This window comes from Mesorhizobium sp. P3_A9, from assembly GCF_056402975.1.
Genome location: NZ_JBFUGJ010000195.1, coordinates 1 through 11,209, shown reverse-complemented (window position 1 = coordinate 11,209; position 11,209 = coordinate 1). Strand labels below are relative to the sequence as shown.

The following is an 11,209-nucleotide window of genomic DNA, read 5'->3' as shown; positions in this document are numbered from 1 at the left end:
TTGAGATCCTGGGGTGCCGGCGCAGCCGAACGCCCGGCTAGGAAAAGACTTCGGCCAGATCGTCGACGCCGGTGCCTTCCTTGATCCTTAGCAATTCGTCGTAACCAACCGCCATGACCACCGCCGTCACGACGTCGTTGGTTGTATCCAGCAAGGCATCAAGAAGATAACGCGTCGGCGCGCCGAACGGCCATGTCTTAGGTCTCAAGGCCAAACCCGTCAGGAAAAAAACCACGGACAATCCTAGGCAAAACCCGACCAAAGGCCATCGGCTCCCCTTGGTTAGGTCGCGACTGCGCGCCAGGCACCTCAATACACTTGACCTCTCCCTGACAAGGGTCGGGATCGCGACGAACCAGCGAACCCAAAATATCAATGCGGGAATGGACGTGACAACTACGCCTGCAGGAACCCAGACGACAGATGGCAAAGGAATTTTGATTAAGAACTGAATGTAGTGGTCGATTGCGTATTGGTCGATGTCTCCGCAGAACACGAAGAGCTGGTTGGCGAGCAGCCAGATGGCTGCAGCCGAAAGTAGCGTCGCTCCTGTAACCCCCAGGCAATGCCGCAACGTTGGCCGATTCCCACGCAAATCCTCCATCGCCAGCCACGCAAAGGCAACTTGAAGCATGCCATCGGAACATTTGTAGCCGATCAATTGAACGAGAGCATAGGTGACCCGAAGGGCCGGAAAGTCATGGATGCCATACCTGGATACGATCGGCCCAAGGAGGGTCCCGAATATGGCTCTTGGCAAGCCACCGAGAATCAAGCCCAGCCAAAAACAAACACCAATATTGCGGCCGATGACCGCGAAGCTTTCGCTGAGAACCCTCCCGATCCGGAATGTTTCCGGAGGCGCCAGCGCAGTCGCAGCCACGATCGTCCCTTCCGGCAAGCCGAATTACATTGACAACTGATCCCCTGGCCGGCGCGGACCATGCACCTAGGAGAATATCTCCGCCAGTTCATCGACGCTGGTGCCTTCCTTGACCCGCCGCAGTTCGATGTAGCTCACGGCCGTGGCGACCGAGACCACCATCGACACAATGGTCTGCACCAAGGCGGCCAAGACCGCGGCGATAATTCCATGGAAGAGATAAATGACCACCGCGCTCATCGACTGGATGACAAGTCCGATGATGATCAGGATCAGGAAGAGTCCGAACAGGGCCCAGCGGCTGCCCTTCGTCAGCGCGCGGCTGCGCGACATCGAACCGAACACGCCGAGCCGCTCCTGGATAAGCACCGGTATCGCCACCAACCAGCCGAGCCAGAGGATGATGCCGGGCACCAGCAAAGCAATCGAGGCAAAGCCAACGCCAAGTGCGACGAGCAGGCCGATCCCGAGCGTCGGCAGCAAATTGCGGATCGCAACGCGGATGCAATCGCCGAAGGTCGGCCGCTTGCCGTTCAAGTCTTCGATCGCTGCCCGGACGAGACTGGACTGCAACAGAAGCGAAAACCCGATATAAAGTATTGCAAAGACCGCGAAGCCAACGAAATAGCCGAATTTGTAGTTTGCGGTTACCAAGGCAAGATTCGCTGGATCTCCAACTGTTTTGGTAGCCGGGCGCGCAAGCTGGGAGACAAGATTCGGCAGGCCTGAAAACAGCGCGGCAAGGCCAACGCAAAGGCCGATGTTGCGACCGATAACAGCAAATGTGTTGTTGAACACCCTGCCGATATCGAATTTCTCTCGTCGTGCAAATGTGGTTGAAGTCATGCGTTGTCCCCTCCTCGCCGGGTCATGCCAAGCAGTGGTCCCGACTGCAAATCTGCCAGTATTGATAACTGACGTCCAATCACTTGCAATTGTCGTGCAGCATTGCCAAAGTTGGCACCGAACCGCGGGTTGCAGGGAGCGAGCGGGTGACAGTCGCACAGCCGGGCACGGCGGACGCCGAATGGCTGGCAAACCTGCACAAGCAGTTGCTGGCGGATAACTCCATCCAATTCGATCTGCCGAGCCTCGTACCCCCGGAACCGCCGGGGTGGCTGAAGCCCGTGCTGGAGATGCTGGCGAAGATCGGCCCCTACATGATCTACCTGTTCTGGGGCGCGGTGATCATCGGCGTCACGGTCATCGTGGTTCTCGTCGCCCTCGAAGCGAAGGGGGTGGCATGGCGCCTGCCATGGCGGCGCACTCGCAAGCAGACAGAGGCGGAAGAGACATKGCGCCCGGACGCCGCGGCGGCACAGATCCTGCTGTCCGAGGCCGACGCGCTCGCCGCGCGCGGCGACTATGACGAGGCGGTGCATCTTCTGCTTCGGCGCAGCGTAGCCGACATTGCCGGGCGGTTGCCCGACTTCCTGCGCCCATCGCTGACGTCGCGCGACATTGCCACGGCCCCATCGCTCCCGTCGCGGGCGCGCCACGCCTTCAGCGAGATCGCGCGCATCGTCGAGGCCGCCCTGTTTGCCCGCCGGCCGGTCGGCGCCGAAGGCTGGCGGCAGGCGCGCGGCGCCTATGAGCGCTTCGCCTTCAGGGATGCCTGGACATGAGCGCGCCCGCCGTCGAGGCGGTGCAGGAACCGTTCAGCCGAAAAACCCTGTTCTGGGGGATTTTTGCCAGCCTGCTCGCGGCGGCGGGATTTTTCCTGTTGTCGACCTACGCGCCCGATTTTCGCCAGCCGGAAGGCGGGGCGACGCCGCTCTCCAAGGGCGGTTCGGGCTATGCGGGCCTTGTGGAATGGCTGAAACTGACCGGTGGCCTGCCCTACATGGCGAAGACCGAGAAAGACCTATCAAGGAATATCCTGCTCATCGTCACCATCTCGCCGGAAAGTGATCCGGAGGCGCTCAAAAACATCATCCATCTTCGGCAAGACCTGCCGACGCTGTTCGTGCTGCCCAAATGGCAAACCTTGCCGCTGGAAACGCACGAAGGATGGGAGATGAAGATAGAGCGGCTGCCGGACCCGGTCGTCAACGACTGGCTAGGCCGCATCACCAAGGCAAAGCTCGGCGAAGGCAAAGGCACGGCCAACAAGATCGACATCGAGGGCCATTTGGTTGCCGCGCCCGATGACCTGCAGTGGATCGCGGACAGCACTCCATGGATTGCGGCTGGCGACGGCAAGGCCGTTCTCAGCAAACTCCCCTACAAGCAATTCTACATCCTGACGGATCCCGACCTCATCAACAACGCCGGGCTCAAGGATCCCGAAAAGGCGGCAGCGGTCTTTGATCTCCTGGCCTCGCTTGACGATGTTGGGGTCATGTTCGACCTGACGCTGCACGGCGCGGGGCGAAAATACGATCTGGCCAAGCTCCTGGTCGAGCCGCCCTTCCTGGCGCTGACGCTGTCGGTGCTGGCGGCGGCCGCGCTCGCCTTCCTGCATGGGCTCGGCCGGTTCGGACCGCCGCGCACCGAGGCCCGGGCGATTGCCTTCGGCAAACAGGCGCTGGTCGACACCACGGCGATGCTTTTGAAGCGCGCCGGGCGGATCGAGGAGCTCGGCGACCGCTATGCGGCGCTGATGCGTGCGCGTGCCGGTGCATTGCTCGGCGCGCCGCAAGGCTTGCCAGGCGAAGCACTCGACCGTTGGCTCGATTCCCGCGACCACGGCGAAATTCAGGGCTTCAGCCGTCGCTTCAAGGCCGCGAACGAAGCCAGGAAGCTGGCTCAAATGCATGAAGCAGCGCAAGAGCTGCATGACTGGACGACAAGGAGGCTCGGTGAACGTCGATGATGTGAAGGCCCTGGCGAATGCGATCAGGGAAGAAGTGGCGAAAGCGATCACCGGACAGCGCGACACGGTCGATCTGATGCTGACGGCCTTGTTCGCCGGCGGACACATATTGCTGGAAGGCCCGCCGGGCACAGCAAAGACCATGACCGCGCGCTGCTTCGCACAGGCGCTCGGCGTCGCCTATGGCCGCATCCAGTTCACGCCCGACCTGATGCCCGGCGATATTGTCGGCTCCAACATCTACAATTTCCAGAGCGGGCAGTTCACGCTGACGCGCGGCCCAATCTTCTGCGAYCTCCTGCTYGCCGACGAAATCAACCGCACGCCGCCSAAGACSCAGGYCGCGCTCCTCGAAGCCATGCAGGAACACGCTGTGACCTTCGACGGCACCACGCATGCGCTCAGCCAGAACTTCATGGTGGTGGCGACGCAGAACCCGATCGAGCATCAGGGCGTCTATCCCCTGCCCGAAGCCCAGCTCGACCGCTTCCTGTTCAAGCACCGGGTAAGCTATCCCGATGCACAGGAGGAACGTGCCATCATCGTGCATCACGGCGGCGGCTCCGCCTCGCACGACATCGAGCAATACGGCATCAAGGCGCGGACCGACCGCAAGACGCTGGAGGCAGCACTTGCCACCGTCGGCGATGTCACGCTGGTCGACGATATCGTCGGCTACATCGCTGCCCTTGTGCGCGGCACCCGCGAAAGCCCGGATCTGGAGGTTGGCGCCAGTCCTCGCGCCGGCGCCATGCTGGCCCGGGCCGCCCGCGCCAGGGCAGCGCTGGACGGCCGCGCCTATGTCATCCCCGACGACGTCAAGGCACTTGCCGTGCCGGCGCTGCGCCATCGCGTCATCCTGTCGCCGGCGGCGCAGATCGACGGGCGGCTGGTGGAGCAGATCGTSWCGGACCTTGTCGACCAGACGGCAGCGCCGCGTTGATCTACCCAAGCGGCAGAGCGGTCTGGGCAGCGGCGGCGGGGGCCATCCCTGCCTTCCTGATCGCGCTAGCACTGCCCTCGTTCTGGTATCTCGGCCTGTTGTGGATCTGTATTCTGCTCGCCTTCCTGGCGGTCGATGCGGCGGCCGGGCGCGGACGCGCCTCACTCACCGCCAGTCTTTCGGCGCCGCCGCAAGTCGGCGTTGGCGGGCGTTTCACCCTCCATGTCGCGGCCAGCCTTGGCGGGCGCGGGCTGCAGGCGCGCGTCGGCCACGATCAACGGCTGGCGCCGGTCGGCGGCACCGGTGGCGCCCTGCCCGCCAATGGCGGCACGCTCGATCTCGAATTCGACGCGCTGAGGCGCGGCATCGCCAGTTTCGACCGGCTGTGGCTGCGCTGGAACGGCCCGTTCGGGCTGACCTGGAACCAGGTCGTCCTGCCGATGGACCGCAAGGTGGCGGTGCTGCCCGATGTCAGCCGCGCGCGCGATGAGGCGATCACGTTGCTGCAGCGCTCCGCGCTCGCCGACGGCCACGCGCAAAGGCGGGCTGGCCAGGGCCGCGAGTTCGAGTCGCTGAAGGACTATCAGCCAGGCATGGGCCGGCGGATGATCGACTGGAAGCGCAGCGCGCGCCACGGCAAGCTTTTGGCACGCGAATTTCGCATCGAGGAGAACAACAACATTGTGCTGGCAATCGACTGCGGACGGCTGATGTGCGAGCCGGTCGACGGCGTGCCGAAGGTTGATCGGGCGGTAACGGCGGCACTTCTGTCGGCCTTCATTGCGCTCAAGGGCGGCGACCTTGTCAGCCTGTTCTCCTTCGACGCCAAGCCGCGTGTCTCGAGCGGCGCGGTGCGCGGCTCGCCGAGTTTCATGATGATCCAGAAGCGCGCGGCCGAGATCGATTATTCCAGCGAGGAGACCAATTTCACCCTGGCATTGACGACATTGGCGGCCAAGCTTGACCGTCGCTCGCTGGTCATCATCTTCACCGATTTCGTCGACCCGATCAGCGCCGAGCTGATGCTGCGCACCGTCGGCCGGCTGACCGAGCGGCATCTGGTGCTGTTCATGCTGATGAAGGATGTCGAACTGGAGACGCTGGCCGACATGCAACCCACGAAACCCGAGGATGTGGCCCGCGCAGTCATCGCGGGCGGCCTGCTTCGGGAGCGGCAAGTGGTGATTGGGCGGCTGCGGCTGCTTGGTGCGCATGTGATCGAGGCCGACCACCAACGCCTCGGCCCGGCGCTGGTCGAGCGTTATATCCAACTCAAGGAGGAGAACCTCCWATGACGCTGCCCACCGGCACCGATGCCGTACGCCAGTCGCTGGCAAGCTTCCGCCAGGAGCGCGAGGCCGACTGGAAGGCGTTCGAGGCGCTGCTTTCACGGGTCGAAAAACGCGCGCCGCGTACGCTTTCGGAAGACGAGCTGCTGTCGCTGCCGCTGCTTTATCGCTCGGCGCTGTCCTCGCTCTCGGTGGCCCGCGCGACGTCCCTCGACAGCGCGCTGATCGCCTATCTGGAGGCGCTCAGCCTGCGCGGCTATTTCTATCTCTATGGCGCACGGCGCGGCCTGAGGCAGCGCGTCGGCGATTTCTTCCTGCGCGACTGGCCGGCGGCGATCCGCGATCTGTGGCGCGAGACCTGGGTGTCGGTCGGGCTGACGGTGATCGGCGCGATTGCCGCCTACTGGCTGGTGGCCTCCGACAGCCGCTGGTACGACGCCATCATTGCGCCCAGCCTTGCCGGCGGACGCAATCCGGACTCGTCGGCCGAGGCGCTACGCAGCGTGCTCTATGACAGTGGCGGCGGCCATTTCCTGTCCGGCTTTGCCGCCTATCTCTTTACCCACAACACGCAGGTGGCAATCCTGGCCTTTGCGCTGGGCTTCGCCTTCGCGGTGCCTAGTGTGCTCCTCATCCTGATGAACGGATGCATGCTGGGCGCGCTGTTCCAGGTCTACGCGGCCAAGGGATTGGGCTTCGAGCTTGGCGGCTGGCTGTCGATCCACGGCACGACGGAACTGTTCGCCATAGCGCTCGCTGGTGCGGCAGGCATGCGGATCGGAACGCGCATCGCCTTCCCCGGCGAACTGACCCGAATGGCCGCTGCCGCCCAGGCCGGGCGGGTGGCGGCGACCGCCATGGTCGGCGTCATGGTGATGCTTCTGTTTGCCGGCCTGCTCGAAGGCATCGGCCGGCAGACGATCACCAGCGATGCGGCGCGCTACGCCATTGGCGGCGGCATGCTGACGCTATGGATCGCCTATTTCTACCTGTTCCGGATGGTGCGGCATGGCAACGGCTAGAAACCCTGCCGCGCTGATAAGGCCGCTGATCACGCCGGAAGGTGTCGACCTCAAGGTCAAGCTGGCGGACGCCGGCACGCGGGCCGCGGCCTTCCTGCTCGATGTGGTGATCATTGTCGCTGCCGCCATTGTGGTCACCCTCGTCGTCATCTTCGGCCTCGGCGGCCTTGGCGTGAAGGAGGCGGAGCCGCTCTTCATCGTCTGGATGATCTTCATCTTCCTGCTGCGCAACGCCTATTTCATCGCCTTCGAGGCGGGGCGGCGAGCCGCGACGCCTGGCAAGCGGATCGTCGGCGTGCGGGTCGCCTCGCGCAGCGGCGCCGGTCTCACCATCGATCAGGTCATCGCGCGCAATTTGATGCGCGAGATCGAGGTTTTCCTGCCGTTGTCGATCATCGCCGGGCGCGGCGGCGCCGGCGTCGCCGACACGCTTTCTACGATTTTCGGCCTGGTGTGGGCACTGCTGTTTTCGCTGTTTCTGCTGTTCAACCGCGACCGGCTGCGCATTGGCGATCTGCTTGCCGGAACCTGGGTGGTGGAGACGCCGAAGTTCAAGCTGGTCGAGGACCTTTCGCAGCGGCAAGACCCGATTGCCAAGCGCTTCCATTTCAGCCCGGCGCAGCTCGACGCCTATGGCATCGCCGAGTTGCACAAGCTGGAGGAAGTGCTGCGCCGCGACGACTATTTCGCGATGAAAGCGGTGGCGGAAACGATCAGCCGTAAGATTGGTGCGAAGGTCGAGCCGATCGATTCAAAAGCGTTCCTCACCGCCTATTACGGTGAGCTCAGGGCACATCTGGAGCGCAAGCTGCTGCTCGGCAACCGCAAGGCGGATAAGTACGCGCGGTAGAGAGGAGCTCTCAGTATGTCTGCAAAAATCAGCCAAGCAGAGAGCGCCAGAATAGAACGCGCCATCCAGGCGGCAGTCTCCGGATCGTGGGAGGAATTTGCAGAACTCACCGACGAACCGTTTCCAAACGATGCATCGATGAAGGAGCAATTCGAAGATTCCGCTCCCCGACTTCAGCAGGCCGGAGGAAATTGGGAAATCACCTCAGGCATAGGTATCGTACCTGACGACGGGACGCGCGTGATTACAGTCATGATCAAAGCGCCGCCCACCGTGGATATCGTCCTGACATTGCACAGTACGAGCGATCGGAATGACAGCACTATCAGTGTCTGGACGTTCTTTCAGCAGCTGAACTGGGACGACTAGGGCATTCCCGACGGAAACCCGCATTCTTAATGGAGTTGCTCGGCCCGGCTACCCCAGCCATTTCTCATAGTCGGCCACCAGCAGGTGCACCGGTGCGACGTCCTCGTCGATGTTGGAGAAGCGGCCGATCGTCTCGCGAAACACATTGTCGGTGAGATCGTCATTGACGGTCGAGACCTCGCCGATCAGCACGTCCTTGCCCTCGGCCCAGAAGGCGTGCCAAACGCCGGGCAGCAGCGTGACGCTCTGGCCCGGGTCGAGCTTCAGCAGGCCACCCGCCGGCAGCCTGTGGATGGTTCCGTCGACCGGCACCGACACCTCGGCCTTGGGGTCGATGCCGCCGTCGCGGTCGTGCATGAACAGCTCCAGCACCAGCTTGCCGCCGCCGCGGTTGATGATGTCCTCGGCCTTGATGTTGTGGCGGTGCATCGGCGACAGCTGGTCCTTGCGCGAGATCATGATCTTCTCGGCATAGAGCATGCCCATGCCCTTCTTCATGTCCTCGTAGCGGCCGTTGCGCACGGTGAACAGGAACAGGCCGAGATCCTTGAACTTCTCCTGGCCGTAATCGGTGATGTCCCAGCCGAGCCGCGAGGTGAAGATCGCCGAAGAATCGACCTGACGCGCCTTCATCTCCTCGGGCGACCAATAGGCGAAGGGCGGCATGATGTAGCCGAACGAGCGGATGAAAGCGTCGGCTTCGCGGATGACGTCGYTGATGGCGGAGCGTTTCATGATCGTGACCCTTCATGTCGATTTTTCCGATAAATCGCATAGCCGAACGCCGCTGCGGTGTCGATCCATGTCGCTGTCTGCCGTACCCTTCGCTACGCTCGTATGGCCCACCGATCCGGTCCGCTGGCTGCGTGACATCGCCGGCTTTCAGGCTCATAAACCCTGCGAATTCTCACAGGGATAGCCGATGCCGACGATCCACGACCTCGATACGCCGTCGATCCTGATCGACGCTGCGCGCGCCGAAGCCAACATTGCCCGTGCACAGGCCCATGCCGACAAAAACGGGCTGAAGCTCAGGCCGCACATCAAGACGCACAAGCTGCCCTATTGGGCGAAGAAGCAGGTGGCGGCGGGTGCCGTCGGCATCACTTGCCAGAAGATCGGCGAGGCCGAGGTGATGGCCGATGCCGGTTTGTCCGACATCTTTCTGCCCTACAACATTCTCGGCCGTGCCAAGCTTGAACGGCTGAAGGCGCTGCACGGCCGCGTCACCCTGTCGGTGACGGCGGACAGCATGGATACGCTGGAAGGACTCGCCGCGGTTTTCACCGATACCGGCCATCCTCTGCCGGTGCTGGTCGAATGCGACACCGGCATGGGCCGCTGCGGTGTGCAGACTGCCGATGAAGCGCTGGCGCTGGCAAGGCTGATCGACAAGGCCAGTGGCCTGACCTTCGGTGGACTCATGACCTATCCGGTAGCTGGCCGCGCGGCCGAAGCTGAATCGTGGCTCGCCAAGGCCAAGCAGGCGCTGACCGCTTCGGGTGTCGCCTGCGAGCGCATCTCCAGCGGCGGCACGCCGGACATGTGGCGCTCTGCCGATGCCTCCGTCGTCACCGAATATCGCCCCGGCACCTACATCTATCTCGACCGCTATCAGGTCGCCAAAGGCGTCGGCASYYTKGACGATTGCGCGCTGACGGTGCTGTCGACGGTGGTCAGCCAYCCGACGCAAACACGCGCCATTTTGGACAGCGGCAGCAAGGCGCTTTCCAGCGATACACTCGGACTAAAGGATTTTGGCGAGCTGCTCGGCGCTCCCGACGCAAGGGTCACCGGACTCAGCGAAGAACACGGCACTGTCACGCTTTCCGGTGACGCGAAGCTGCGCATAGGTGAGCGCGTACGGGTCGTGCCCGACCATTGCTGCGTCGTCACCAATTTGTTCAACGAGGTCAGCCTGATCGACGGCGACAAGGTGCTGGAAACGCTGCCGGTGGCCGCGCGGGGGTTGATGGCCTGACCTCGGTCGGGATGCAACAGATGAATTAGGCTGGTTGCCGCTCTGCCTGCCGTGCCGCCACCCGCCGCATGGCGATAACCCGGCGACGACGGATTTCGGTGCGCATCGCCATCAGATGCAGGGCGAAGAACAGCACGGTGAAGCCGACAGCCATGACCAGCAGCGGCCACAGCAGGCTCGGGTCGATGGTTGGTCCGCCGAGCCGAAACACCGATGCCGGCTGGTGCAACGTGTTCCACCAGTCGACCGAGAATTTGATGATCGGGATGTTGATGAAGCCGACCAGCGTGATGATGGCGGCGGCCCAGGCGGCGCGGCTGGCGTCGTCGAGCGCACGGGTCAGCGCAATGATCCCGAGATACATCAGGAACAGCACGAAGACAGAGGTCAGGCGCGCGTCCCACACCCACCAGGTGCCCCACATCGGCTTGCCCCAGATCGAGCCGGTGATCAGCGCCAGTGCGGTGAAGACGGCGCCGATGGGGGCTGCCGATTTTAGCGCGACATCGGCCAGCGGATGCCGCCAGACCAGCGTGCCAAGCGCCGAAACCGCCATCAGCGTGTAGCACATCATGGCGAGCCAGGCGAAAGGCACATGGATGTACATGATGCGGACGGTGATGCCTTGCTGGAAATCCTCAGGCGCGGCGAAGCTCATATAGAGGCCGACGGCAAGGACAAGTGCGGCGATCGCCGCCAGCCATGGCACGACCTTGTCGGCCAGCCCGACGAAGCGTGTCGGGTTGGCAAGGTCCATCCAGCCKCYCAGGCGTGAAGTCGTSTCGCTCATGCGRCTYTACATAGACCGCCGGGGCGATTGGGGCAATCGAGYGGTGGTGTCGCAGGCTTGAAAGCGCCTCTCCTTCCCCCTTGTGGGGGAAGGTGGATGGGCGCGCAGCGCCGAGACGGATGAGCAACTGTGTTTTCAGGCTTTGTCTGGACACCAGGGTTGGTTGTGTCGAAGCATGGCGCTGAGGATGGTCATAATCTTTCGGGCCACGGCGACGATGGCGACCTTTGGTTGCTTGCCGTTGGCAATGAGACGCTGGTGGAAGGC

Annotated in this window: 12 protein-coding genes; 8 read left to right on the top strand and 4 right to left on the bottom strand. The window is 63.1% G+C overall.

Going from position 1 to position 11,209, the window contains the following annotated elements:
- Nucleotides 1-37: 37 nt before the first annotated feature.
- On the bottom strand, nucleotides 38-883 hold the full coding sequence (locus AC1DX0_RS22880) for a hypothetical protein (RefSeq protein ID WP_477221114.1): 846 nt from the start codon (nucleotides 881-883) through the stop codon (nucleotides 38-40).
- Between the two features lie 66 nt (nucleotides 884-949).
- Nucleotides 950-1,729: a hypothetical protein gene (locus AC1DX0_RS22875; RefSeq protein ID WP_477221113.1), complete on the bottom strand. Its 780-nt coding sequence runs from the start codon at nucleotides 1,727-1,729 to the stop codon at nucleotides 950-952.
- A 146-nt stretch (nucleotides 1,730-1,875) separates the two neighbouring features.
- Here AC1DX0_RS22875 and AC1DX0_RS22870 point away from each other — a divergent pair, with 146 nt between their 5' ends.
- The 7 genes from AC1DX0_RS22870 to AC1DX0_RS22840 are packed head-to-tail and all read left to right on the top strand — an operon-like array spanning nucleotide 1,876 to nucleotide 8,171.
- Nucleotides 1,876-2,508 (top strand): DUF4129 domain-containing protein, encoded by a 633-nt coding sequence (locus AC1DX0_RS22870; protein WP_477356935.1) that lies wholly within the window; start codon nucleotides 1,876-1,878, stop codon nucleotides 2,506-2,508.
- Entirely contained in the window at nucleotides 2,505-3,698 is a 1,194-nt protein-coding gene (locus tag AC1DX0_RS22865) for a DUF4350 domain-containing protein (RefSeq protein WP_477221111.1), read from the top strand. Before AC1DX0_RS22870 ends, AC1DX0_RS22865 begins: the two co-directional genes overlap by 4 nt.
- Nucleotides 3,685-4,641, top strand: coding sequence for an AAA family ATPase (locus tag AC1DX0_RS22860; protein WP_477356933.1), 957 nt, complete (start codon nucleotides 3,685-3,687; stop codon nucleotides 4,639-4,641). Before AC1DX0_RS22865 ends, AC1DX0_RS22860 begins: the two co-directional genes overlap by 14 nt.
- The gene (locus tag AC1DX0_RS22855) at nucleotides 4,638-5,936 is read left to right on the top strand and encodes a DUF58 domain-containing protein (RefSeq protein WP_477356931.1); all 1,299 of its coding nucleotides are present in this window, start codon (nucleotides 4,638-4,640) and stop codon (nucleotides 5,934-5,936) included. The genes AC1DX0_RS22860 and AC1DX0_RS22855 overlap by 4 nt, the downstream gene beginning before the upstream one ends.
- The gene (locus AC1DX0_RS22850) at nucleotides 5,933-6,952 is read left to right on the top strand and encodes a stage II sporulation protein M (protein WP_477221108.1); all 1,020 of its coding nucleotides are present in this window, start codon (nucleotides 5,933-5,935) and stop codon (nucleotides 6,950-6,952) included. Before AC1DX0_RS22855 ends, AC1DX0_RS22850 begins: the two co-directional genes overlap by 4 nt.
- On the top strand, nucleotides 6,939-7,802 hold the full coding sequence (locus tag AC1DX0_RS22845; protein WP_477221107.1) for an RDD family protein: 864 nt from the start codon (nucleotides 6,939-6,941) through the stop codon (nucleotides 7,800-7,802). Before AC1DX0_RS22850 ends, AC1DX0_RS22845 begins: the two co-directional genes overlap by 14 nt.
- 15 nt (nucleotides 7,803-7,817) lie before the next feature.
- A complete protein-coding gene (locus AC1DX0_RS22840; RefSeq protein ID WP_477221106.1) occupies nucleotides 7,818-8,171 on the top strand; it encodes a hypothetical protein in 354 nt (117 codons plus the stop codon).
- A gap of 48 nt (nucleotides 8,172-8,219) precedes the next feature.
- Here AC1DX0_RS22840 and AC1DX0_RS22835 read toward each other — a convergent pair whose 3' ends face one another.
- Nucleotides 8,220-8,906 (bottom strand): D-lyxose/D-mannose family sugar isomerase, encoded by a 687-nt coding sequence (locus AC1DX0_RS22835; protein WP_477356929.1) that lies wholly within the window; start codon nucleotides 8,904-8,906, stop codon nucleotides 8,220-8,222.
- Between the two features lie 187 nt (nucleotides 8,907-9,093).
- Here AC1DX0_RS22835 and AC1DX0_RS22830 point away from each other — a divergent pair, with 187 nt between their 5' ends.
- Nucleotides 9,094-10,152, top strand: coding sequence for a D-TA family PLP-dependent enzyme (locus AC1DX0_RS22830; RefSeq protein ID WP_477356927.1), 1,059 nt, complete (start codon nucleotides 9,094-9,096; stop codon nucleotides 10,150-10,152).
- 25 nt (nucleotides 10,153-10,177) lie between these two features.
- On the opposite strand, the gene AC1DX0_RS22825 is transcribed toward AC1DX0_RS22830, so the two are convergent.
- Nucleotides 10,178-10,942 carry a heme ABC transporter permease gene (locus tag AC1DX0_RS22825; RefSeq protein WP_477356925.1) on the bottom strand — a complete coding sequence of 255 codons (765 nt, stop codon included), beginning with the start codon at nucleotides 10,940-10,942 and terminating at the stop codon, nucleotides 10,178-10,180.
- Nucleotides 10,943-11,209 lie beyond the last annotated feature (267 nt).